At 35.1% G+C, this 24,262-nt stretch carries 19 protein-coding genes; 11 read left to right on the top strand and 8 right to left on the bottom strand.

Going from position 1 to position 24,262, the window contains the following annotated elements; genetic code table 11:
- Positions 1-353: 353 nt before the first annotated feature.
- Positions 354-2,288 carry a transglycosylase domain-containing protein gene (locus tag F6K06_RS29445; protein ID WP_124142979.1) on the bottom strand — a complete coding sequence of 645 codons (1,935 nt, stop codon included), beginning with the start codon at positions 2,286-2,288 and terminating at the stop codon, positions 354-356.
- A gap of 1,146 nt (positions 2,289-3,434) precedes the next feature.
- Here F6K06_RS29445 and tyrS point away from each other — a divergent pair.
- The 5 genes from tyrS to F6K06_RS29420 all read left to right on the top strand — a co-directional run bounded on the left by tyrS (position 3,435) and on the right by F6K06_RS29420 (position 9,058).
- Positions 3,435-4,652, top strand: a complete 1,218-nt coding sequence (gene tyrS, locus F6K06_RS29440) for a tyrosine--tRNA ligase (protein WP_124142978.1) — start codon at positions 3,435-3,437, stop codon at positions 4,650-4,652.
- 935 nt (positions 4,653-5,587) lie between these two features.
- Entirely contained in the window at positions 5,588-6,292 is a 705-nt protein-coding gene (gene pyrF / locus F6K06_RS29435; protein WP_287244235.1) for an orotidine-5'-phosphate decarboxylase, read from the top strand.
- 333 nt (positions 6,293-6,625) lie between these two features.
- A complete protein-coding gene (locus F6K06_RS29430) occupies positions 6,626-6,751 on the top strand; it encodes a hypothetical protein (RefSeq protein ID WP_275670264.1) in 126 nt (41 codons plus the stop codon).
- A 378-nt stretch (positions 6,752-7,129) separates the two neighbouring features.
- Positions 7,130-7,693, top strand: coding sequence for a hypothetical protein (locus tag F6K06_RS29425; protein WP_287244238.1), 564 nt, complete (start codon positions 7,130-7,132; stop codon positions 7,691-7,693).
- A gap of 1,131 nt (positions 7,694-8,824) precedes the next feature.
- Entirely contained in the window at positions 8,825-9,058 is a 234-nt protein-coding gene (locus F6K06_RS29420) for a DUF167 domain-containing protein (RefSeq protein WP_124142975.1), read from the top strand.
- On the opposite strand, the gene F6K06_RS29415 is transcribed toward F6K06_RS29420, so the two are convergent.
- Positions 9,055-9,783 (bottom strand): uracil-DNA glycosylase family protein, encoded by a 729-nt coding sequence (locus F6K06_RS29415; protein ID WP_124142974.1) that lies wholly within the window; start codon positions 9,781-9,783, stop codon positions 9,055-9,057. The genes F6K06_RS29420 and F6K06_RS29415 overlap by 4 nt on opposite strands.
- 146 nt (positions 9,784-9,929) lie before the next feature.
- On the bottom strand, positions 9,930-11,171 hold the full coding sequence (locus F6K06_RS29410) for a transposase (RefSeq protein ID WP_287244247.1): 1,242 nt from the start codon (positions 11,169-11,171) through the stop codon (positions 9,930-9,932).
- A gap of 228 nt (positions 11,172-11,399) precedes the next feature.
- Here F6K06_RS29410 and F6K06_RS29405 point away from each other — a divergent pair, with 228 nt between their 5' ends.
- Positions 11,400-12,068: a phosphoribosyltransferase gene (locus tag F6K06_RS29405; protein ID WP_124142973.1), complete on the top strand. Its 669-nt coding sequence runs from the start codon at positions 11,400-11,402 to the stop codon at positions 12,066-12,068.
- A gap of 151 nt (positions 12,069-12,219) precedes the next feature.
- The gene (locus F6K06_RS29400) at positions 12,220-12,510 is read left to right on the top strand and encodes a hypothetical protein (protein WP_124142972.1); all 291 of its coding nucleotides are present in this window, start codon (positions 12,220-12,222) and stop codon (positions 12,508-12,510) included.
- 881 nt (positions 12,511-13,391) lie between these two features.
- Here the strand turns inward: F6K06_RS29400 and F6K06_RS29395 are convergent.
- Positions 13,392-13,535 carry a hypothetical protein gene (locus F6K06_RS29395; RefSeq protein ID WP_287287403.1) on the bottom strand — a complete coding sequence of 48 codons (144 nt, stop codon included), beginning with the start codon at positions 13,533-13,535 and terminating at the stop codon, positions 13,392-13,394.
- A gap of 142 nt (positions 13,536-13,677) precedes the next feature.
- On the opposite strand from F6K06_RS29395, the gene F6K06_RS29390 reads away from it, so the two are divergent.
- From F6K06_RS29390 to F6K06_RS29380, 3 genes are all read left to right on the top strand, one after another.
- Positions 13,678-15,756 carry a dynamin family protein gene (locus F6K06_RS29390; protein ID WP_124142971.1) on the top strand — a complete coding sequence of 693 codons (2,079 nt, stop codon included), beginning with the start codon at positions 13,678-13,680 and terminating at the stop codon, positions 15,754-15,756.
- Between the two features lie 513 nt (positions 15,757-16,269).
- Entirely contained in the window at positions 16,270-17,922 is a 1,653-nt protein-coding gene (locus F6K06_RS29385) for a dynamin family protein (RefSeq protein WP_240038757.1), read from the top strand.
- Between the two features lie 1,046 nt (positions 17,923-18,968).
- Entirely contained in the window at positions 18,969-19,208 is a 240-nt protein-coding gene (locus F6K06_RS29380; RefSeq protein ID WP_124142970.1) for a hypothetical protein, read from the top strand.
- A gap of 315 nt (positions 19,209-19,523) precedes the next feature.
- On the opposite strand, the gene F6K06_RS29375 is transcribed toward F6K06_RS29380, so the two are convergent.
- Together F6K06_RS29375 and F6K06_RS29370 are read right to left on the bottom strand one after the other, a co-directional pair.
- Positions 19,524-20,192, bottom strand: a complete 669-nt coding sequence (locus F6K06_RS29375) for a pentapeptide repeat-containing protein (RefSeq protein ID WP_124142969.1) — start codon at positions 20,190-20,192, stop codon at positions 19,524-19,526.
- Between the two features lie 636 nt (positions 20,193-20,828).
- On the bottom strand, positions 20,829-21,698 hold the full coding sequence (locus F6K06_RS29370; protein ID WP_124142968.1) for an amino acid ABC transporter substrate-binding protein: 870 nt from the start codon (positions 21,696-21,698) through the stop codon (positions 20,829-20,831).
- Between the two features lie 197 nt (positions 21,699-21,895).
- On the opposite strand from F6K06_RS29370, the gene F6K06_RS29365 reads away from it, so the two are divergent.
- On the top strand, positions 21,896-22,330 hold the full coding sequence (locus F6K06_RS29365; RefSeq protein ID WP_124142967.1) for an ArsC/Spx/MgsR family protein: 435 nt from the start codon (positions 21,896-21,898) through the stop codon (positions 22,328-22,330).
- A 197-nt stretch (positions 22,331-22,527) separates the two neighbouring features.
- Here the strand turns inward: F6K06_RS29365 and F6K06_RS34660 are convergent, their stop codons facing one another.
- The gene (locus F6K06_RS34660) at positions 22,528-22,725 is read right to left on the bottom strand and encodes a hypothetical protein (protein ID WP_375339426.1); all 198 of its coding nucleotides are present in this window, start codon (positions 22,723-22,725) and stop codon (positions 22,528-22,530) included.
- 148 nt (positions 22,726-22,873) lie between these two features.
- Positions 22,874-23,641 (bottom strand): 16S rRNA (guanine(527)-N(7))-methyltransferase RsmG, encoded by a 768-nt coding sequence (rsmG, locus tag F6K06_RS29355; protein ID WP_124142966.1) that lies wholly within the window; start codon positions 23,639-23,641, stop codon positions 22,874-22,876.
- Between the last annotated feature and the right edge of the window lie 621 nt (positions 23,642-24,262).

The following is a 24,262-nucleotide window of genomic DNA, read 5'->3' as shown; positions in this document are numbered from 1 at the left end:
ATTCGACCCGTAAACATACAGGCTCGATGAGGCAACTGGGGCAAATGAAGCGCTCAAAATCTCAAAGTGCGGACTTTGTTGACGGGGACTTAGAAACCCCGTCCGTCTACACGGCGGGGTAGTTCATTAAATGGCGTTGCTGATTCTGGGTATGATTTGATAATTTTGTATTTGGGATTTTTTATTTTGGATGGTTTGAACTACTTGTTAATATTAACTTTTCCCAGATCCGGTGTTCCCTATTCCCTATAAACCTACTTTCATACCTTAATTCAGCAATGCCCAATAAATCAATTTAAGGGGTTTCCAACTTTCAAATTCGCTCTTCCTTCTTAATTTTATTAGACACTAATTTATGGCCTCTCAAATTTATATGCTGGTGGAAAATATTCGCGACGCTGGCCTCTCAAGGCTTGGTTCATAAAATTACGCCAGATCGGTGCAACAGTAGTACCACCAGTAGCACCATAATTTAGAGGCCGATAATCATCATTGCCCACCCAAACAGCCGTTGCCAACTGAGGTGTATAACCTACAAACCAAACATCTCGTTCAGAAGAAGTCGTACCAGTTTTTCCAGCGGCCTGACGGCCAATCTTAGCTCTAGTAGCAGTACCTCGTTCAATTACTCCCACCAATACACTATTAAGTGACGCTACAGCCCACTGATTTAAAACCAACTTAGGTTTAGGAGTATTATCCAACAAGACATTCCCACTGGTATCTGTTACCTGTACAATAAAAGTAGTGTCAGAATGCCAACCATTATTGGCAAAAGTCGCATAAGCACCCGCCATTTCCAGAGGTGTCAAATCAACCGAACCAAGTGGTAAAGAAATAACAGGTTCCATCGGACTCTTAATCCCTAAAATGCGACAAACCTCAATTACCTTATTAAGTCCAACATATTGACCAATTTTCACCGCTGGTATATTCAAAGAAGACTCCAAAGCCTTACGAATACTAACAGACCCAGAATATCCACCGCCATAATTTCTAGGAGTGTAATAACCATTACCATCTGGATAACTAACTCGAGTATCAGACACAACCGAATATGGGGAATATCTACCCGAAGCAAAAGCAGTGTAATAAACAAAAGGCTTAAAAGCAGAACCCGGTTGCCTGCGAGCTTGAACAGCACGATTATATTGACTACTCTTAAAATCTGCCCCACCAACCATTGCTCGCACAAAGTGGGTGCGTGGATCAACTGCCACTAATGCCATTTGACCTTTGTCCCAACTCCGATAAACCCGACGGTAATATAAGATTTCATGCCATTCAGTCACAGTTCTTTCAGCCATCCGTTGGAAATTCATATCAATGGTCGTTTGTATCCGCATTCCTCCCTTAAGAACAGCATCTTTACCAAACCTCTCAGTTAACTCCTGAACAACTGCATTAGTAATATAAGGAAGTTCACTCTGACGAAAAGAGGTAACTTTACCCACTAATAATGGCTGCTTGAGAGCCTCAGCTTCCTCTTCAGCAGTAATCCAATTCAGTTCACGCAGTCTTGCTAAAACAGTGGCCTGGCGTTGCTTAGACTTTTGGTAATTGATAAATGGACTATACTCTTCTGGGGCAGGAATCATACCTGCCATCAAGGCAGCTTCAGCCAAAGTTAAATCCTTGGAGGATTTATTAAAATAGCTTTTTGCTGCAGTCTCGACTCCATAGAGATTATGACCCCAGTAAATTTGATTGAGGTATAATTCTAAAATTTCGTTTTTATCAAGAATTTGTTCCATCCTAATTGCCAAAACTGCTTCAGCCACTTTCCTACTTAGTTTGGCTGTCGGGGAGAGAAACAAATTTTTCACTAACTGCATAGTAACAGTAGAACCACCTTCAACAGTTCTACCCCGTTCTAAGTTGGCGACAAAAGCACGCATAATTCCGATAGGATAGATTCCGTAGTGATTATAGAAGTTACTATCCTCGATCGCTAGAACTGCTCGTTTTAAGTCTGGAGAAATTTGGTTTAGGGGTATGACTTCTCGGTTGGCCTCATCGTGGAGACTGGCCAATGGTCTACCTTTAACATCATATATGTGAGTTGTTTCTGAAGGTGTGTAATTTTTTAGTACCCGAACGTCTGGAAGATTACGAAAGCTGATTGCTAAACCTACCAGTCCACCAGCTACTAATGAGCTAGTCAGCATGGTAATGCCTAGTACAGTACCTGCTGTTACCTTACTGACAGATTGAACAAATCCAAAGACTGGTGAAATTTCAGACCGAGATTTTGTAGTTTGCTTATGTGGGAGGGCATTGGTGGACACTTTGATTTAACTTCCTTGACGAAATTTCAAATTTTACAGCTAGTAATTGTTTAGGTGTTAGATATATTTTGAGAGATTAACTGATTATATTAGGAAATTTTGCTGTTCGGTGTTGTACCAAATCCACTTTAGTAAAGGATGTTCCAAAAAATTGAACTCTTTGCTATACATTAGGATTTGAGCATAAGACAAGCACCTTTTCATAACCGTATTTAGTATTAGATAATATATTTTGAGAGATTAACCGATTATATTAAGGGATTTTACTGTTAATAGCTGGTAACCTCTCGACGGAATTATTTGCTTAGTTAGCAGTGAGAGACGGTCGTCTCTTATATTTATTCAGCTTACAAAACTAAATTTCAATTTTTAGAGCAGAGCTAAGTAGAGCAAACTAGAAAAAAGACGTTGCATTTTTCAATCAAAAAACCCCTAAAAGCAATGAATATAAACTTTTGAGCTAATTTACAATTTGATAGATACATAGCGCCCAAAATTTACCATGTTCTACTTAGGAATTGTTTAGGTGTTTAGATATATTTTGAGAGGTTAATTGATTTATATTCTGCAATTCTACTGCTCATAGCTGATAATCTCTTGAGTGAATTACTTGGTCATCTAGCAGCTATAGTCGAGGGTTTCTTAATTTATTCAGCTTACAAAGTATATTAAATATTTGAAGAAGGAACAAGTAAGGACTGAAGGACTGGAAAAATGGATGGGATACTGAAAAGTTGTCACTCTGCACCTACGAACCAACCAATTGTAGATACCAGGGGTGACGGTGGGATATTAAACCCATAGGGAAAAAGATGAAAGAATAAGGTTGAATTATATTCATAAATAATTTATGTTACTTTAGCACTCTTAATTATTAAGAAGGCTTAAACACAATAATTTTTACATCTACTGAACTTTTCTATAATATTTTACTTAGATGCCATTAAGCAGTTGACTTTGTAAACTGTTCAGCGTTTAAACTATATAGTCCAATTTTTTTGTGAAAGAGAATATAGAATATAAAATCTCAATGCGTCTTAGATGACTAAAGGCTAAATATAGGATTGCTGGATAACTTAAACCATAGTTGCTCTAGATTTAATTTAACCCCCCAAACTAAAGCTATATCAATATAACTAAAACTAAATGATGACTGATAAATTTACATGGCTGCGTCGTGGCATCAGCGAAATTTTTCCAGATAGACCAGATTCTACAAACCCTGATGAAAATTTACTTCAGAGATTGGCCTATTCAGACCGCCCTTTGCGAGTTAAATTAGGAATTGACCCCACAGGAGTAGATATCCATTTAGGTCATAGTATCCCGGTTCGTAAACTCCGAGCTTTTCAGGATGCTGGACATACAGCAGTATTAATCATAGGAGATTTTACCGCAAGAATTGGCGACCCTACAGGGAAATCTGAAGTCCGAAAACAGTTAACTTCCGAACAGGTGCGGGAAAATGCCAAAACTTATTTAGAGCAAGTCCGGCCTATATTAGATTTTGACACGCCAGGGCGGTTGGAAATTCGCTACAACTCAGAATGGCTTTCTAAATTAGACTTGGCAAATATTCTGGAACTTTTGGCAACAATGACGGTGGGGCAAATGTTGGCGAAGGAGGGTTTTGCTCTTCGTTATCAGCAGGAAAGCCCTATCTATATCCATGAGTTTCTTTATCCTTTGATGCAAGGTTATGATTCTGTGGCTGTAGATGCTGATGTGGAGTTGGGGGGTACTGACCAAAAGTTTAATATTGCTGTGGGGCGAGATTTACAACGGCATTTTGGTAAAAAAACTCAGTTTGGTCTATTGATGCCGATTTTGTTAGGGACTGATGGGGTACAGAAAATGTCTAAGTCTCTGGGAAATTATGTGGGTTTATCGGAAGACCCTCTGAGTATGTATTCTAAGTTGGAAAAAATTCCTGATGACCAGATAGAAGAGTATTTTGAATTATTGACTAATTTATCTCTTGATGAATTGCCGGAAAATCCTCGGGAAAGACAAAAGTTGTTGGCTTTGGATATTGCGTCTCAGTACCATGGTAGGGAAGTTGCTTTGTCAGCTCAACAAACGGCTATGAAAGTTGTGCTTGAGGGAGATATGAGTCAAACTGATGCAGTGCCAGAGTTTTCTTTGGCTAATGTGGAGTTTCCAGCGAAGTTGTTTTATGTTGTTAGTGCTAGTGGTTTGTGTAAGAGTAGTTCTGAAGCTAGGAAGAAAATTGCTGGGGGAGCTGTACGTTTGGATGACGACCGTATTTCAGACCAGAATTTGACTTTTGACTCCCCGACAGACCTTGATGGTAAGGTTCTACGGGTGGGTAAGAAAAATTTTGTCCGCTTGGTGAAGAATTAATGAATACTTTTGTTTAGACTCACAGTCGGAAAAAATTAGTAGAGAGAAATTCTGACTCTGACCGGGGGAAATTCTCTAGGTGGAATTCATTCAAAACTGTAACGTCTTAGTTTTTTGTTTGACTGCCGAAAATATAGACGACTGACAATTTCTCATACTGAATACTTAGACCTAAAGTCTGAACAAATCAGTAGATAAAAATTATGACTCAGACTGAGGGGAAATTCTCTAGGTGGAATTTATTCAAAACTGTAACGTCTTAGTTTTTTGTTTGACTGCCGAAAATATAGACGACTGAAAATTAATCAATACTTTTGCTCAGACTCAAATTCTGAAAAAATTAGTAGATAAAAATTATGACTCAGATGGAGGGGAAATTCTCTAGGTAGAAATGACTCAAAACTATAACGTCTTAGTTTTTTGTTTGATTGCCGAAAATATAGACGACTGAAAATTAATCAATACTTTTGCTCAGACTCAAAGTCTGAAAAATTAGTAGATAAAAATTATGACTCAGATGGAGGGGAAATTCTCTAGGTAGAAATGACTCAAAACTACAACGTCTTAGTTTTTTTGTTTGAATACCCAAAATATAAACTATTGAAAATTAATCAATAATTTTGTCGAGACTCACAGTCGGAAAAATTCAGTAGACAAAAGTTCTAACTCACAGGGAGGAGAAAATATTGAGGTAAAAATCACTCAAAACTACAACGTCTTAGTTTTTTTGTTTGAATACCCAGAAATAAACCACTGAAAATTAATTAATACTTTTGCTGAGACTCACAGTCGGAAAAATTCAGTAGACAAAAGTTCTGACTCACAGGGAGGAGAAAATATTGAGGTGAAAATCACTCAAAACTACAACGTCTTAGTTTTTTTGTTTGAATACCCAGAAATAAACCACTGAAAATTAACCCATACTGACGAAATTGATGAATATTGATAAAATTATTGTCCCGTTGGATGTTCCTACTGAGGCAGCAGCGATCGCTCTGATAGACCAATTACCGGAAATAATCTGGTGGAAGGTTGGTCTAGAATTGTTTGTGAGTTGTGGCCCCAAAATTATCTCAATTCTCAAAGAACGTCAGAAGCGGATTTTTCTGGATTTAAAGTTTCACGATATTCCTAATACTGTTGCTGGAGCTTGTCGAGCTGCTGCTAGTTATGGTGTCGATCTGTTGACCGTCCATGCTACTGCTGGTAGAGTTGCATTGAAGGCAGCTCAAGAAGCTGTTGTGGAAGCGGCAAAAGTGACAGGACAAAACCCACCGAGGTTAATCGCTATTACTATTTTGACCAGTTTGAATTCTCGTGATGTGGCTTTTGACCTGAAAATTCCTCTGGAGTTGCCAGAGTATGTTTTGCAGATGGCTTTGTTGGCTCAGGAATCTGGTTTAGGTGGGGCGGTTTGTTCTCCTCAAGAGGTGGAACAGTTGAGGCGGGTTTGTGGTGATGATTTTGTGTTGGTTTGTCCGGGAGTGAGGCCAACTTGGGCAGAGAAAGGAGACCAGAAGCGATCGCTTACTCCTGGTCAGGCTATTAAGGCTGGTGCCGATCATCTTGTTATTGGCCGACCTATTACTGCTGCTGCTGACCCAAAAGGGGCTTTGGAGCGGATTTGTCAGGAAATTTAAGGGGCGTTTTATTCAAAGTATTGCTATGTTTGATGCTCGATTGTTTCAAACGTCATTTTACATAAAGAGTACTATATTTAGGTTGAACAAAAAGTCATGCGTAGGTGCGAACGACTCCCAATAATTACATACTATCAGGATTTTTGGCAGAATGCAAGGCTAAATATCTTTCGGTTTTTTTGAGCTTCATAAAATGAAAGATAGCTTTCACTTCTAATACCATTTCTCTGTAACAATGCGCTTAATAATTGTTGCTCAGACCTTATTACACTGACTATTCTATATTAAGTGATACATCAAGGAGAAATGGTATGATACCAAGTTGATAAATTTTTGCTACAAATATCTAGGGTATTTCTGAGGAGTCAACCCACCCCTCGCCCCTCCCCCTCCCAGGAGGGGAAGTCAGGAGTCAGGAGTCGTATGGGAATGTCTTTAATACCATTTTTTAGGGCGTAAACTATCTTTTTAGTCAAAGGGACATTTCCTATAAAGTTTTTTTATCGCTCTTACTATTCGTAACATTCTTTTTTCACGCTTGGTATAACCTACCCGTCATAACAATTACAAAAATATTGCTATAGCAGTCGCCATTAATGTTAGGAAATTCTTAAATCCTCAAACTTATTAAAAAACTTATTAAATTATTGGGAAAATTTGCTGAACAGTAAATATTTTTCAGACATGATAACTTTCAGGGAAATATCAATCTGAAAATCCTAAAGTCGAATGCTATTTTATTTGAAAATATTCATTTCTATAATCACGATTATAAGTATAGCCAGTGACAATTTATCTTTACCTAATTCCCTATTTTTGACGATTGACAATTATTTGATGGTCAGAAAAAGACGACCTAGAAGACATAGAAAACCTAGAATAGAAATAGAAAAAATAGAATCAACAGATCCTTGGAAACCAAAATCTACTTGCCCGGATAATTCAGAATATTTAGAAATTCTAGCCACAGATTTAATATTAGATTTGCCTGGTTATGTTAATCGTGAAATTCAACGCGATCGCCAATCAAATGAAGATTATTTAGAACGGAATATAGTTATAGCAGGTCGTCCTGAGTTTGAACCTTTACCTATAGATGATATGCCTTTTTTTCAGGAAGATATTAATCAAATTTTTCTGACAACTTTAGAAAGGCAATATAGAGATAGTCAGGTAGTTGAATTACAAAAATTTCATTGGTTATTTCTGAGGAAAAGTCAGAGACAATGGGAGTTAGTTAATATGTTTTCTATAGAAGAAAGTTTACTAGGAAATTTACCACCACAACCAGAAGATAGTAGTAATGGAGTATTTGCTAGAGGTATTAGAGTTTGGTTACAAGGATGTTATTTTGGAGATAGGGGTCAGGAGACAGGAGTCAAGAGTCAGAATGAGGAATGATATGGCATAAGGAAGAAGTAAGAAGGAAGAAGAAAGAAGGCTTTAGTTATCTAGGAGAGAAGGAAAACTCAGAAGATGTCAGATTTTTAAGCTTTTGATATGTCAAATATAGTAATTGTGACTGCTATATCTTACCTTTACAATTGAATTTATGAAGATTTTTATTGATAATTTAATTCTGGCTATTTTCCAAGTAAAAGTTCAACCAAATTCTCCACAACAAAGTATTGAATAACAGAGGATTCAGGAGATAGGATTAGGAATGAAGTATTAATTTTTTTGTGTGATTTATGGGGATTTTTATTGATAATTTAATTCTGGCTATTTTCCAAGTAAAAGTTTAACGGAATTCTCCACATAAAGTATTGAATAACAGAGGATTCAGGAGATAGGATTAGGAATGAAGTATTAATTTTTTTGTGTGATTTATGGGGATTTTTATTGGTAATTTAATTCTGGCTATTTTCTAAGTAAAATTTCAACGGAATTCTCAACATAAAGTATTGAATTACCTCTACCAGAAACCAAGGCTATTTCATTTTAAATTGTGCCATTTTATGTATTGACGAAACCACGTTATTTCAAGCTTTAGTAAATTTCTCTTTAGCTGTCTGAAAATCAATAAATTAATTGCAAAAATCGGCGTTGCTGACTGGTGGGTATGATTTGATAATTTTGTATTTGGGATTTTTTATTTTGGATGGTTTGAACTACTTGTGAATATTAACTGTTCCCTGTTCCCAGTTAAGTGTTCCCTATAAACCTACTTTCATACCTTAATTCAGCAATGCCCAAAAATCTAATAAGTACTTCTTTTTTACTTAATTAAATCAATTTTAAGCTTTCGTCATAGTACTTTTATTTGAGTAAACTTCGTATTTATTGGGAAAAAATCGCACACCGAACCTGTCATAGGGGATAATTCAGAACAGAGGAGGCTAAGTGTTCAACAATTAATAATTAATAATTAACAATTACCTCTCCTTGAAAACGGATAGGATTGACGCGGTAGGGAAAATTTTTTCTTCTCCTTTAAACGAGAAGCTTTAAACCTTAATTATTCGGTAATGCTCGACTCTAAATCATATATCCCTGCTCAAATTATCATCAATAAATAACCTCTATCTATCAATGGCTATTTTTCAAGTAAAAATTAAACCAAATTCCAAACAACAAAGTATTGAAACTGAAGCAGATGGTAGTTTCAAAATATGTTTGAAGTCTCCACCAGTAGATGGTAAAGCTAATCAAGAATTAATCAAAATATTGGCAAAAAAGTTTAATGTGAAAAAATCAGAAATTACGATTAAATCGGGTTTATATTCAAAGAATAAATTGATTGAAATACCTCTACCAAAAATCTAAAAATCTATAGAATTACTATCTCCCTCTAATTCATCTAATTTTTGTTTAACCGCCTGAATATCTTGCCACATTAACCACTTTGGTTTGCCAGGCTCCCGAGAAGGATTTCGCAAAAGATAAGCTGGATGAAAAATGGGCATACAAAGTCGCCCTTCCCACTCCAGCCATTGGCCTCTTATTTTAGTTATACCTCGTTTCTCACCAGTCAAAGCTTTAACTGCCGTTGCTCCAGTTAAAAGAATAATTTTCGGGTCTACAAGACGTATTTGCTCTAGTAAGTATGGTTTACAAGCTTCTATTTCTTGAGTTGTCGGAGTCCGATTTTCAGGTGGCCGACATCTAATAGCATTAGAAATATAAACGTGGCGATCGCTACTTAGCTCTACGGACTCCAAAATTTTGTCCAGTAGTTGCCCAGACCTACCAACGAATGGTAAACCTTGTTCGTCTTCATTTTGACCGGGTGCTTCGCCAATAATCATAATTTCTGCCTGGGGGTTGCCTCTACCAATGACAGCATTACTACGGTTTTTTCCTAGTTCACATCTGCAACATTGGTTACAATGGTCTGCTATTTGCTCCATTGTTTGATATGTTTCTGGTGGAATTGGAATTTTAGCGTCTGTGGGAATGAGGTTGGAGTCGAAGTCTGAATCAGAGGTAGATTCTGAATAATCATTATTGTTTGACCAGTCGAAGAGACTAAGTTGTTTTTCGTTAGACATGAAAGGAGATTTAGGAATCAATTGCCACTAGTGTTTAGTCTAAAGTTTTGGGTAGAAAGTCTCAACTTGAAGGCCATTAGTTGACATACTCCCTACATCAAATCACAGATTATGATGCGGGATTCTCATCATTGATGATTCTACGCTCATAGAGACAACTTTAGATTGGCAACATTGCTATCACCAAACCAGAGGTTGGACTCTCCCGTAGCTTTTGGGTTTCCCCCAGGTTCCGAGTGCCCCTCGGTACTGTTGACTATTGCTCCTAGCATTTCTAAACCTTTTGCCAGAATATTTCTTGCTGCGTTATGGTCTCTGTCAGCAATATAACCGCAGTGTGGACATTTGTGAGTCCTCACTGACAATAATTTCTTAACTGTTTGACCACAATTTGAACAATTTTGGCTAGTGAAATGGGGAGGTACTGCTACACAAACAATTCCGTGCAATTTAGCATAATACTCTACCCATTGTGTGAATTGATACCAACTTGCATCAGATATTGACTTGGCTAAATTATGGTTTTTAACTAGGTTAGCAATTTTCAAATCCTCATAGACTACCAAATCGTGAGATTGGATTAACGCCCGTGCAGTCTTTACCGCATGGTCTTTACGCTGTCTACTAATTTTCAGGTGCTGCCTAGCTAATTGAATTCTTGCTTTGTGGTAGTTATTTGATTGCGGTTTTTGGCCTTTTTTATGCCGACGCGATACTTTCCGTTGTAGCTTTTTTAGTTGTTTTTCCGACTTCCTTAAATACTTAGGATTATCTACCGCTTTACCATTACTATCAGTATAAAAAGTATTTAAACCTAAATCTATTCCTACGACATTGCCTTGAAAATTATGAGTTTCTTTTCTCTCTACATTTACTAGAAATTGACAATAATAACCATCAGCTCGTCTCACAACTCTAACACGACTTATTTGTTGCTCTGAATACCAAACTAAATCACGACTTGTCCATAATTCAAATACACCTACACCAGCTTGAAAACCATCTTTAAACTCAATTTTTTTTCTGTCTGGAGATAGCTTGTAGCCAGTTGTTTTGTATTCTACCGACCGAGTGAATTTCTTGAATTTTGGATAAGCCTTTTTGCCTGGTTTATTTTGTCTACAATTTTTGTAGAATCGTTGTATTGATTGCCATGCTCTATCGGCTGATGCTTGTCTAGCTTGAGAGTTTAGCTTTTTAGCCCAAGGAAAATTAACATCTTTTGCTAGTTGTGAACAAAGCTTTTGTAGGTCGTTGCGCTTAACATCTTTATGATCTATCCAATAACGCAAGCAACTGTTTCTAATGAACTGACTTGTTAGTATCATTTCATCTAAAACTTTGTACTGATTTTGACTGCCTTTTAATTTGGCCTCAATTACTAGCAAAGTATTATTAATTCCTTGAATATATCTATCATTATAACTGAATTTACCTGAAATATCTACTGGATAAACTATTAATTTTTGTATATAATTGTGACATCGTTTGCGGAGCATTCCGTAGGAAATCACAATTATATACTCACCATTCATCCAGGCACTATAATCTTTGATTTAGTGCTGGCCCTCTGGTGATAGAAGGTAAAATTTAAGTGTCAGTAGCTGGAGAAAATTATGTCATCTATTCCCATATTTCGAGACCGCACTGATGCTGGAGAAAAATTGGCTGAGGTTATTTTTTCAGATTTCTGTCAAATGAGTTTGACTACTGAGTGGATGATTAAGCCTATTGTCTATGGTCTACCAAGAGGGGGGTTGCCAGTAGCAGTAACTATTGCGCGTCGGTTGGGTTGTCCTTTGAGTGTGGTGGTGGCGAAGAAAATTACTTTACCGGATAATCCAGAATTGGCTCTTGGTGCTGTGACAGCGGATGGTTGTATTGTGTGGTCGAGGCACAAACCACGCAATTTACAAGTCCAAAAGGCTATAATTGAAAGAGCAAGGGAAAAAGCACAGTCTCAATTAGAATGTCTTAGTGGTGGAAAGCCTGAAGTTATTCCTCTGGGTAAGTTAGTAATTTTAGTTGATGACGGAATAGCTACGGGTATGACGATGATAGCTGCGCTAAAGTCTATTAAGTGGCATAAACCGAATGCTGTCTGGATATCTGTGCCAGTTGCTCCTCCAGAATTGATTAAATTTTTGGCAGATTGTTGCGATCGCTTAATTGTATTGGAAACTCCTCAGCCGTTTTTGAGTGTGAGTCGATTTTATGCTGAGTTTACTCAGGTGGAAACTGAGGTTGCTTTGGCTTGTCTTCAACAACAGACTGAATGGCTGTGAGAGTAAAAAAATTTTTAATTTTTATTTATATGGTTGATGTTTTTGATGTTGAATATCAAATCATGAAAATTTTTGCTATTTAAGTATAAATTCCATAATTTTTTTTCTGGTAATTAATCGGAATTTTGTGATTTTATTTAATATCAAAACTATGAGAATTTTACAACTGTGGTGTCAAAATATTAGGAGTGGTATACAATATAATCCACCAGGCTTTATTGAGTTAATAATGTTAGTCTTTGCCATAGTATTATTATTGTGTTGGAGTGTTACAGAGCAATGGCAATATTTAGTCTTATGCCTGAGTTATGTAATGGGTTATTCTATTTCTATTTTAGTTAGAGAAGCACTTACACCATCTCCTCAAATACAGGCTTCCCAATTCACAGCTATACTATTATTAATTCTTAGTACTTATAGTTTTGCTGATTTAATTCGTTAGAAAATGTTTGATTTTAAATCAACAAAAAATAGCTTAGTTTATATAGCAATCAAGAATCAGATGTGAGAATTGAGATGTCTCTTAAAAATATATAATATAGCAGTTATCTTATTCATATATATTTATTTTATCTGCTCCCTGTTACTGTAAAAATATCTTATTTAATTATCCATTTGTAATTGGAATTAGTAGTTTTTTATTACTGTTTATAGGAGGTTTATTATTTCCTATTATAATTATTTGTATTTAGATAAATAAATAATCATAATTCAGGAGGAATTAAGAAATTCAAGCCTCCCAATCAACTGAGTTTATCTTCAGTTTTAACTTCAGCATTCAGTTTTCAGTGACGATCTACAGTGTTATCCAAATCATTATTAAAATAGTCAGCCAGAATTAACAGTATTGTTCAATAATTGATAATTACCTATCTCTAAAAGGAAGAGGATTGAATAAAAGGAAAATTTTTTCTTATTTCTCCTTTAAAGGAGAGGCTTTAAACCTTAATTATTCGGTAAAATGAGTATAAGACTGTTAATAAATTTCCTGGTGAACGTTATGGGAAAAGTCAAAGAATGCCATTGGCGGGAAAATATTTTTATGAATTTGGGAACTGTTTTAAGTCAATTATGGATTTGTTTTAGTCTCAATACAAAATAAATTTACTTCCTGACTTGTAACTTATAGTAACCTAATATTTTTTGTGGTATAACTTATGGTAACTCAAAACCCTAAAAACATAAACATAGTTTCTACTACTGCCAACTTTAGACTTAATAATTAGGGCTTGCTGATTAAATCTAAAAACATTTACAGATAAATATTTTAGCTTTTTTAGAGGGAAAAAAAGTGCAACTTTTTAAGCTTGAGTGACCAAAAAGTTAGGATTTTGGGCTGACTATGGCAGAAAAATCACTCTTATAATTTTTCCGAGTACCTCCTATAAATTCCCCATTCCTCGTGACTCCTGACTTCTCGTCCTGGGAGGGGTTAGGGGTGGGTTGACTCCTACCCCTACTATTCATACTTTTTCAGCAAACCCTAATTATGTAATATAACTGACTTATTGCTTTATACTCGAAAAGTAAAAAAACAATAATTTTGTCTAAATACTAAGAAGATTTACAGGATACAATTATCTCAAGTAATTAATTTATTCAAATCAAAATGAGTCACAAAATAGAAGCAGAAAATTTTATCCAAGATTTAGAAAGAGTAGCTAAAGTTAGAACCGAAGTAGCTGCTAGTTTATGTACAATAGCTGAAACTTTAGAAAAAGCAGAATCAGGAGGTAAAAATACTTCGGGAAAATTAGGTTTAGAAAGAGAAATAGAAGATATTAAAAATGCTGGCAAAAATCTCCGCCTTGGTGTGTTCCGCTTGATGGTATTGGGAGATATGAAACGGGGAAAAAGTACATTTCTTAATGCTTTAATAGGTGAAAATATTTTACCTAGCGACGTTAATCCTTGTACAGCATTATTAACTGTATTAAAATTTGGACCAGAAAAAAAAGTTACTATACATTTTAATGATGGAAAAAAACCTCTGTCACTAGATTTTAAGAGCTTCAAACGAAACTATACAATTGACCCAGCAGAGGCAAAAAGATTAGAACAAGAAAAAAAACAAGCATTTCCTGATATTGATTATGCAGTGGTTGAATATCCCCTACCAATTTTAGAAAAAGGAATAGAAATTGTTGATAGTCCTGGTTTAAATGATACAGAAGCACGGAATGAATTGTCTCTTGGTTATATCAATAATTGTCATGCTATTTTATTTGTGATGAGAGCAACTCAACCTTGTACTTTAGGAGAACGTCGCTATCTAGAAAATTATATTAAAGGTAGAGGGTTGAGTGTGTTCTTTTTAATTAATGCTTGGGATCAAGTACAAGATAGTTTAATTGACCCAGATGACCGAGAAGAATTAGAAGAAGCAGAGATAAGATTAAGAAGAGTTTTTCAAGCTAACCTCAATGAGTATTGTGTAGAAGAAAATAAAAATATCTATCAAGAAAGAGTTTTTGAACTATCTTCAATTCTGGCATTAAGAAGGCGATTAAAAAATCCTTCAGTTTCTCTAGAAGGAACAGGTTTTCCAGAATTTTTTGGTGCATTAAATCAATTTTTGACTCAAGAAAGAGCAGCTCAAGAATTTAGGCAAGCAAAAACTTTAGCAGCTCAAGCAGATAGTCATTTACGAGAGGCGATCGCCCGTCGTACTCCTTTATTAGAACAAAATATTGAAGAGCTAATAAATAAGATTAATTCTGTAGCACCAGAGTTTCATAAACTTGCTGAAATTCGCGACCAATTTCAGTCAGAAATTAGAACAGTTAGAGACAAAGAAGCGACTGAAATTGCTAATTCTTTTCGTTCTTATGTCCTCGACCTGGAACATACTTTTGAATCAGACTTTTTGCGCTATCAACCAGATATAAAATTTCTCGATTTCATTAACCCTGGTAAAAGAGAAGCTTTTGAAATAGAACTAAAAAAAGGATTTGAACAATATATTAGCGATAAATTAGCAGCATGGACTATTACCGTTGAAAATAAGATGGATGCAGCATTTTTACAACTTTCTAGAAGAGCTGCTCATTATGGTGCTTCCTATACAAAAGTCACAGATAAAATCACTGAAAAACTAACAGGAAAAAAGGTCAAATCTGCCCTTTCTGTTTCCAGTGAGGATAATGCTCCTAGTTGGGCAAAATGGGCTATGGGATTATTTTCATTAGCTAGGGGTAATATCGCAGGTATGGCGATGGCCGGAGCAGGTTTTGATTGGAAAAATATCTTGCTAAATTTATTGGCTGTAGGAGGAATATATACAGCAATTACTTTCTTTACAGGGATAACTTTAGGACCTATTGGTTTAGCTTTATTAGGTTTAGGTGTAGGTGTAATGCAGGCAGATGAAGCACGGAAAAAAGTAGTTCAAGTGGCGAAAAAAGAGTTGGTTAAACATTTACCTGAAGTAGGAAATGAACAGTGGCAGCCTATTTATGATGCTATTAAAGAATGTTTTGATACTTATGAAGGGGAAGTTAAAGAAAGGATAGATGATGATATTAAATCTCGGAAGTCGGAATTAGATAATTTGCTACAGCAAAAACAGGAACAAGAAATTAATAATGATGCAGAATTAGCTCGTTTTCAACAGTTAGAAACTGATGTGTCATCTGAATGTACAAAAATAGTTGCCGTTTATCAGGATTTTATGAAAGCAATTGTATAGCAGAAGGAAGAAGGAAGAAGAAAGAAAGAAGAAGGAAAAAGGAAAAATTTGGCGTTGTCTGAGTTTTAAGCTTTTGATATGTCAAATACAGTAATGGCGACTTCTATATAAATTATATAAATTATATAAATTATAAATGTAGGTTTGGTTTGGTTTAGTTTCTCAATTCAAGAGTAGTATAGTTTCCAAATGTTCAGTTATAGAGATCAATAGTAAGTCTTACGTTCTTTTACTACATTTACCCTAGTAAATATTTAATAAATTAGGTATTATTTAGGATTACTATATAGTAATCCTAAATGATTTGTAAAAAAACCATGAATTAGATAAAATATTTAAAACTCTTATACCAATTTTATATGAAGCTGCATAGAATTAGGTGGTAGGTATTATGCCAAATTCGGTTATCAAAATACCTTTTTCAAATTCCTCTCTAACTCTTCTGCCTTTTGCCTTGCCTTCATAATAAAGCTTTTGTCTAAATAATATGGATATCTAAAGGAGGAGTAAAAATTGCAGACTAATTTTGATAACTTGATTCGCTATTTTAATTCTGCTCTTGGAATGTTAGAACTTGAGCCAGACTCTCAATTGAAAAAAGATATAATTTCTATTTGTGAATATCTGAAAAATCCTTCTTTTAAAATTGCTGTTTTTGCTCCGTTTAATTATGGCAAATCTACTTTGCTTAATGCCTTTTTAGGTCAAAGAACATTACCCATTGATTTAATTCCTACTACTGGAGCTGCAATTTCTATAAAATATGGTACAGAGTTACAGACTAAAATTAATCTTAAAGATGGAAGTAAAATTTGTGAAACTGGTACAGATATTCTCAAACAATATGCAGTGCTAGATAATAACCGTCGAATGCGAGATGATGTGACTTCAGTAGAAGTTTATTGCCCTCATCCTTTCTTGAAAAGAGGAGTTGAATTTTTAGATTTACCAGGAACAAATGACCGGGAAGCTCAAGATATTTTGGTGCAAGACCAATTGTTAACTGCCGATCTAGTAGTACAGGTTTTAGATGCCAGAAATTTGATGACTTTAGGAGAACGAGAAAATCTCAGAGATTGGTTGTGGGATAGAGGTATTAAGACAGTAGTTTTTGTTGTTAATTTTATGAACTTACTCTCCTCAGATGAACAAACAGAAGTTAACAATAGAATACGCTTTCTGGCAGAAAGTTTTCGCTCCGAACTACCAAGTAATATTAGTAACTTATATCGAGTTGATGCTTTGCCTGCTTTGCGGGGTCGCTTAAAAGGTGATGTTTCTGTGGCGCAAACAACGGGTTTAGTAACTTTTGAATCTGCTTTACAAAATATTGTTGAAACTGATGGGAAAAAGATAGATATTCAATTACCAAGAATACAGACAGTCGCTTCTCAGTTATGTCAAGTCATGGAAGCTAGTGCTAAGGAAGTGACTAAAGAGTTAATTGCTATTCAAGAGCGGAAAAGTGAAAAATTTGAGATTCAAAAGCGGGCAGAAAAATTAATTACACAAGGCTTTCAAAAAAGTAGTTCAAATTTTCAAAGTTGGCTATATTTAACTAAACTTTTGGAGCGCCATCAATTTGAATTGGCTATAGTTTTGGAACAAAGAACTTTTAATATTTGGGAGTCGGAAAAATTTCGACCAGAAGCTCTGAAATATAAACAAGAAATTACCGAATGGATAGATAAAGCTTGTGAATTTTTTCAACAAGAAGAACCAGCAGAATTAATTATTACATTTCCTGAAGCTCCTAAAGTTTTTTTGCCATCCCCACCCCCATCAGAAACCAAAAAATCAGGAGGGGTAAAAAATATAGCGATCGCCACTGGAATAGGTTGGTTATTAGCAGGTCCGATGGGTGCCGCAGTTGCTGGTGGTGCGACCTATTTTTTGAGCGATAATAAACAGAATAAATCACAAAATTTAGATAGTTATCAGCAACAGGTAAAACAAGCTTATGCTAATGCAGCTAGAGATTATTTAAGCCGTTTTAGTGCTGTAGCTCTAAAAGCAGTTGAGAAATATGAAGAAAAAGCAGAAAAAGTGATTAAGGTTCCTGTTAGTCAGCAGTCACCGGAGGCGATTAAGTTAAGAAATAAATTACAGTTATTGAATAATTTATCGGCAGAAATAAATCAAGAGTTGGATTTTTTAGCTGGTTAAGACATCGGAATATTTTGATGGAAATCTAGGTAACTAGACAGTGCAAAGTTCTGGGAATAACTATTGCTAGTCAAGGGTTTCACGGACTCAAGGTTAAAAATTCTCCATTCACAATAGTAGATGCTGTAAACCTTTCCCAGTAACACTTTCAATCTTGAGAGCCAACTGTTTTTTAGCAGAACTTTGTACTCTCCAGTAGGTAACAACTCTATTTAATATAATTATAGATATAGCAGTCTTATTTGAATTGTGAGAGATTGTAGATTTTTAGGGAACAGGGAATATCTTCACTGGGAAAAGGGAAGAAAGAAAAGAACTGTATCTTATCAATATGATCACCGTTAGATTTTAGACTTTTCAGAAATAGTCAAATTCTCAAATTTGATTCGGCGTTGCTATATATAGGTTTTGGTTGGTTTCTGTTAGCACTTAATCCAACCTTATATATGATATGAAATCCGGTTATACAGTTATCACACTTTCTACTTCCATTCAATGCAGACATAAAATGCTGGAATATCCCCAGATAATTCCCACTCTCATCTTTCCTTTCTCCTGACTCGGTCCTCCGCTCATTATAGGATAACTAATTATCCGGAGACTATATTAGGAGAAATAGTAGACCATATTTATCTTACTTTTTCCTTCTCCATACCACAAAATAGTCAATCTATCAATCTGCCGAAAAATTAGGCGAGGAATATTAGTCATTCATGGTAAAAGAACTGAAGAGTCTTTGCTTCTCAAAACAACGAGATTGTAGGTATTTGGAGCTTGATTTTTTTAAAAAGTAATAAACACCTTTTTGATTATAGTATTATTTAGAATATCACAAAATCTAGCTTAAGTGTTAAAAATATTGAAACCTCGTTAAATTAATCAGAGAAATTTTCCGATTTTTTGTCATCAAGTCCTGACAAAATTAAAAATTTTCAAACTAAAAGACTAAAATATATAACTAAAACTTAAGGATAAACCTAAATTTGTGAGATATGGTAATTTTTGTAGCGATCGCTTAACAAGCAAGATATTTCCTATAAAATATAATGACTAATTATTCAGGCATAACTTCAAACATCAAAGAAATAGACATTACCAAAACCCTCCAATACTTAGCTAGTGGTTTAGTGGAGTGGGAAAAGTTAGATTTGGATAAGCGCAATGAACTTTCAAAAGCTCTCCCCATTGGAATATCGAAAATATTGGCAATTTCAATATTTAGAATTAAATTTTCGGAAATATTGTCAATTTTTTTAGTTTGGATTGAATATTTTGAAAAGCCGTAGAGACCTGAAAATTATGGCAAAATATAAGGGAAAAGAAGAAAGGGAAAAATAAAGGAGACAATTAATCTCGATCGTGAAATCTAAAAATTATATTCAGATATAGAAATAGTTACTAATGATTGGAATTCAATCTTTTGATTTGGTATTTCATATCATACATACATATAACAGGGAACAGTAGGAAAAACATTTATCTTTATTCGCTTCATCATCAGCATCAGTCAAACGTCAACTCGTTCGCGTGTTATAATATAATGCTAAAAATGTAAGAAAGCCTGAGCCATGCAACTTAGCATTGGTGTCAGGCTTTAGGTACTAATCTTGCATACTTCTTTGAAACTCTTCATAACTTGCGCCATCTGGCATTATGACTCCCTGGAGAGCTACTCCATCTATACTCAAATTGGAAATATTAGCACCCAAAAGACTTGCTTCATTTAAGTCTGCAGCACTCAAAATAGCTTCTGTCAAATCAGCTCTCATTAAACTAGCTCCAATTAAATCTGCTCCTGCCATATCTGCTCTGGTAAGGTTAGCTCCAATTAAGTCTGCTTCATTAAGAATAGCGCGTCGGAAATTCACGCCATATAAGTTGGCCCCGTGCAAGTCTGTTTCACAGAGTATAGCTCTTGAGAGGTCAGCATTAATCATATTAACTTGACTAAAATTAGAACGACTTAAGTCTGCTCTGGTAAGTTTTGCTCCTGTTAAGTCAGCTTTGTTGAGTTTAGCCCCTGCCAGAATAGCTCCAGATAAATTTGCCCCACTTAGATCCGCTCCAATTAGATTAGCTCGACTAAGATTAGCTTTGGCCAGATTTACTCGACTGAGATTAGCCCGACTAAGGTTAGCACCGATTAAGTCTGCTTCAAAAAAATTAGCCCCTTCTAATTCAGCTTCTAGCAAATGTACTTCATGTAGATAAACACCACTGAAATTTCTTTCTCCTCTTGCGTACTGCCTTAATAATTCGTCTATTTTCATAATATGTTCATCAAAACTTTTCTTTGAAATATACTCCCAGCAGAATAGATAAACAGGATATTATGCCAATTTGATAAATATTTGCTACAAATAGTTAGGCTATTTCTTAGGAGTCAACCCACCCCTAACCCCTCCCAGGAGGGTAACTCAGGAGTCAGGAGAACCGAGTCAGAATGAATTGCTTCAATACCAGTTTTTAGGTCGTAAATTCTCTTTTTTGTCAAAGGGAAATTTACTCTAAAATCTTTTTATTGCACTTATTATTCAAACACATTCTTTTTTCAAATTAGTATTATACCAGGAGGAAGAAGGAAAAATCTGGCTTTGTCTGAGTTTTAATATTTTGATATGTCCTAACCTTTCCTTCAACTGCTATTTATCAAATTTCACGCATTTTTGCTATATCCTCTTGAGAGCAGGGAGTAGATACATAACGAATAAGATCTGTTTACTTTATAAAAATAATTGCTAAAAACATTACCGAATAATTAAGGTTTAAAGCCTCTCCTTTAAAGGAGAAAAAAGCGGTCGTTAGCGCAGCTTTCCGTAGTGTCGTGTCAAGCTGAAAATGGTGTATTAAATTTTTGAGTATAATTCTTGCTCTGATGATTCAATTTCATAATTTAATTTCATAGATTATCTGAAGCTTTCATAAGGAAACTTACCTTTTTCAGAGTCAAACCACTGATGCAAAAGTTGAGTATTTTCATCACTCGCAATAGTAGTATCAACTAATTTATCCCAATCTGGATTTTGTAATGGCAAAATACAACCATAATTTTCAAAAGTAAAAGGAATTTTAGGTATTAGTTCAAACTCACTAATAGTTTTATTTTGTTGCCGAATTTCTCCTAGTAATAAAATTCCATCACTAGCAACAGCATCAATTTTACCATCATCTAATTGACTAATACCTTCAACTCTGTTGGAAAGTGACTGCCAATTTGCATTGGGATAAATAGGGCGAAATTCTTCATCAGTAGTTGATCCTGCTAAAAATCCTATGGATACTTTTCCAGTAGTACCTCTCATGGAGTCAAATCTTTCTACATCTGTTTTTCTTACTAAGAATTGAATACCTGTAGTAAAAAAAGGAATAGAAAAATCTACTATTTTTTCTCTCGTATTATTAATAGTTGTAGCAGCACAGACAATATCTAGTTTCCCATCTTGGATTAGTTGAAAACGGTTTTCTAGAGATACTTCTTGCCACTCTAATTTGATTGATTTACCAACTTCTTGTTCTAGACGTTGGTGAATTAATTTAACCAATTCAACAGAATAACCTTCTAATTTATTGGTTTCACTGCTGATATAGCTAAAAGGAGCTGTATCAATTCTAAATCCTACTTTTAGTACCCCCGTTTGTTGAATTTTTTCTAATACAGTTTTTTCTACAGTTTCTTCTATAGTTTCTGCTAAACTTATGAGAGGAAAACTGATGAAAAATATGGTGATTAAGAAGGAAGAAGGAAGAAGGAAGAAGGAAGAAAGTAACTGGAACATCAAAATTAATGAACTAATAACTTAAGTATTTATGTAGAAAAGTTGGCTTTTTGATAAGTATTTTATCTGAGATAAAAATCTAATACTAAATTATACCATACTTGACAATCAAATTTCTTGATAATTGGTAACAATTTGCTATTTAAGTAGGCATTAAGATTAGAAAATCACCAAAAAACTGCTGAGGAGATAATACAATGGCAAAGGTGATTTTTTATGAAAAACCAGGCTGTAAAAATAACACCAAGCAAAAGACTTTGCTAGAAACAGCGGGTCATCAATTAGAAACTCACAACCTGTTGAAAGAAACTTGGACAAAAGATAATTTGCGTTTATTTTTTGGCGATCGCCCGGTAGTAGAGTGGTTTAACAAAGCTGCTCCAAAAGTTAAGTCTGGAGCAGTAATTCCCGAACAAACTGATGCTGAAACTGCTCTAACAATGATGCTGAATGACCCATTACTTATCCGTCGTCCTCTAATGCAAGTGGGCGATCGTAGAGAAGTGGGATTTGATGTAGAAGTTGTGAATAACTGGGTTGGTTTACAACCTGTAGATGAAACCCAGAGGGAAAAAAGTGAGGAGTTGATGGGTCAAGACTTACAAACTTGTCCAAATAGCCATCACCACTAGAATCTAACAAAGTCTATTTTTACTGATAAATTTGCTTAGGAATGAGGATTCAATAAAGTCCAGATTTTTTTTTGAATAACTCATATAATAGGGAATTTGGATAATTCAACTTGTGTAGATAATAAAATTCTCATTCCTTAATCTCTCGTTAGATATCGTTAGAAAATTTTCTAGCGGGAGATATTTTTGGTAGTGCATCAGTAAAGTGTGGGATAAGTAATTAGGTCGTTCCAACTCCAAGGAGCGATCGCCAACTCAGCTCTTTGTGCAGCAGTATTTTCTTTGCGACTATGAACCCAAATCCAATTGAAGTAGGTGATACGCCTGACGCCACGCTCCGCGAACGCCAACCTAACTCCATAACCCTGAGCATAATCAACACCTATTTCTTGCAACTTTGCTAAAATAGCCTCATTTTACACAAACTCCCCAACTGTTTCCATCCCCATCATATCACCAATATGATTAATAGCCTCCACTATTTCATAGTTAATCGGAAAATGTATCTCCTTCTGCAAAAAATGAAAGTATTAAAGCTTGTTTTTAAGGTTTATTTAGATGATTCAAAGGTTTTTGACTAGGTACGCCAATTGGACGAGGATAATTGCTAGAAGTTTTATTTATTTTCTGCAAATATATACAATGACGAATACTGTTAGTTAAGGGAGTCTTAAATTCTTCAATAGTATGGATTTTTCCTCCCAAAATTTTCACAACTTCTAGCAAATTAGCCTGTTCATCAGTTGTAAAATTTCCCCGATATAAAATTGCTATACCACCTATTTTTAACATTGGCAAAGCATATTCAGCACAAACTATTGTAGGTGCAACAGCTCTTAAAAGAGCAATATCGTAAATTTCTCTGTGTTTAAACATTCGACCAATTTCTTCAATCCTGTTAGTTAAAGTTAAACAATTTTTAATAGCTAAATCTACTAGAATAGTTTCAATAAAATCAATTTTTTTTCTTATCGAATCTAGTAATGTAACAGTATATTGAGGTAAACTAATAGCAACTGATAATCCTGGAAAACCTGCACCAGTTCCAATATCAATAACCTTTTTTTCTTCTTGAGAGTTTATCTGATTTTCTAAGATAAATTTAATCCCTCTGAGGGAATCCCAAAAATGTTTTTCCCAAAAATCTTCTGGGCTAGTAATTCTAGTTAAATTTAACTTTTCATTACCAATAAGAATCAACTGATAAAGTTGCTGAAATTGCTGCTGTTGTTCTGCTGTTGGTTGCCAATTTAATGTTTCCTGCCAAAGAGAATTCATTTCTGGCAATATCTGGGTATTATTATCATTCATTTTACTTTTGACTACTATTTTATAGAAGGAAAATAGTCTGATATTATATCATGTTTCCCCTCCGGGGTAACTACGCTATCGGTTGAATACTTATAACCCACATTCCGCACGACAAAATGTAGTACATAAAGAGGGGGGACTTGAGTAAGTATTTAGACTCAAGAAAAAAAACCTCAAACTGTAATTCTAGACAAGAGGTGAAGATAAGAAAAGAGGAGAAAATGTCAATAGAAGTAAGTAACTTAGACCCAGATCGGGTTAGTAGCAGGAATGATTGATGAGATTGGTATAGAACAGAAAATTAATCAACTACTCGGAGAAGGGGGTTGGTGATTAGGTAATGCCATTAAATATTTATGAACGGTACAATTATAGTTTTTTCATAGATATTTGAGACAAAAGCATTACGCATTCACCAATGCCGATTTTTCTGATCAACTCCAAGTTAAAGTGAGCTTAAGAGAGTCAAAAATAGAACTAGAAAAAAAACGAGCAGGTCGATTTATTTGGGCGACAAATGTCCTGGAGAGGATGGAATTAACGAAAGAAGAAATGTGATCTAAATACAAGGGGCAACAGTCTGTAGAAAGAGGTTTTAGGTTTCTGGGCATACCCCCTGTT

Origin of the sequence: Okeania sp. SIO1H4 (assembly GCF_010672695.1) — a bacterium.
In the GTDB taxonomy this organism is placed as follows: domain Bacteria; phylum Cyanobacteriota; class Cyanobacteriia; order Cyanobacteriales; family Microcoleaceae; genus Okeania; species Okeania hirsuta.
The sequence above is the reverse complement of the archived record's forward strand: the minus strand, read 5'-3'. Positions and strand labels throughout refer to the sequence as shown.

Bases quoted from the DNA above. Each gene is read 5' to 3' on its own strand.
- F6K06_RS29400 (WP_124142972.1), top strand. From the start codon at position 12,220: ATGAGAATTTTACAACTGTGGTGTCAAAATATTAGGAGTGGTATACAA.
- F6K06_RS29370 (WP_124142968.1), bottom strand. From the start codon at position 21,698: ATGTTCCAGTTACTTTCTTCCTTCTTCCTTCTTCCTTCTTCCTTCTTA.
- F6K06_RS29420 (WP_124142975.1), top strand. From the start codon at position 8,825: ATGGCTATTTTTCAAGTAAAAATTAAACCAAATTCCAAACAACAAAGT.
- F6K06_RS29395 (WP_287287403.1), bottom strand. From the start codon at position 13,535: ATGAATAGTAGGGGTAGGAGTCAACCCACCCCTAACCCCTCCCAGGAC.
- F6K06_RS29380 (WP_124142970.1), top strand. From the start codon at position 18,969: ATGACTAATTATTCAGGCATAACTTCAAACATCAAAGAAATAGACATT.
- rsmG (WP_124142966.1), bottom strand. From the start codon at position 23,641: ATGAATGATAATAATACCCAGATATTGCCAGAAATGAATTCTCTTTGG.
- F6K06_RS29375 (WP_124142969.1), bottom strand. From the start codon at position 20,192: ATGAAAATAGACGAATTATTAAGGCAGTACGCAAGAGGAGAAAGAAAT.
- F6K06_RS29425 (WP_287244238.1), top strand. From the start codon at position 7,130: ATGGTCAGAAAAAGACGACCTAGAAGACATAGAAAACCTAGAATAGAA.
- F6K06_RS29405 (WP_124142973.1), top strand. From the start codon at position 11,400: ATGTCATCTATTCCCATATTTCGAGACCGCACTGATGCTGGAGAAAAA.
- tyrS (WP_124142978.1), top strand. From the start codon at position 3,435: ATGATGACTGATAAATTTACATGGCTGCGTCGTGGCATCAGCGAAATT.
- F6K06_RS29390 (WP_124142971.1), top strand. From the start codon at position 13,678: ATGAGTCACAAAATAGAAGCAGAAAATTTTATCCAAGATTTAGAAAGA.
- F6K06_RS29415 (WP_124142974.1), bottom strand. From the start codon at position 9,783: ATGTCTAACGAAAAACAACTTAGTCTCTTCGACTGGTCAAACAATAAT.
- F6K06_RS29365 (WP_124142967.1), top strand. From the start codon at position 21,896: ATGGCAAAGGTGATTTTTTATGAAAAACCAGGCTGTAAAAATAACACC.
- pyrF (WP_287244235.1), top strand. From the start codon at position 5,588: ATGAATATTGATAAAATTATTGTCCCGTTGGATGTTCCTACTGAGGCA.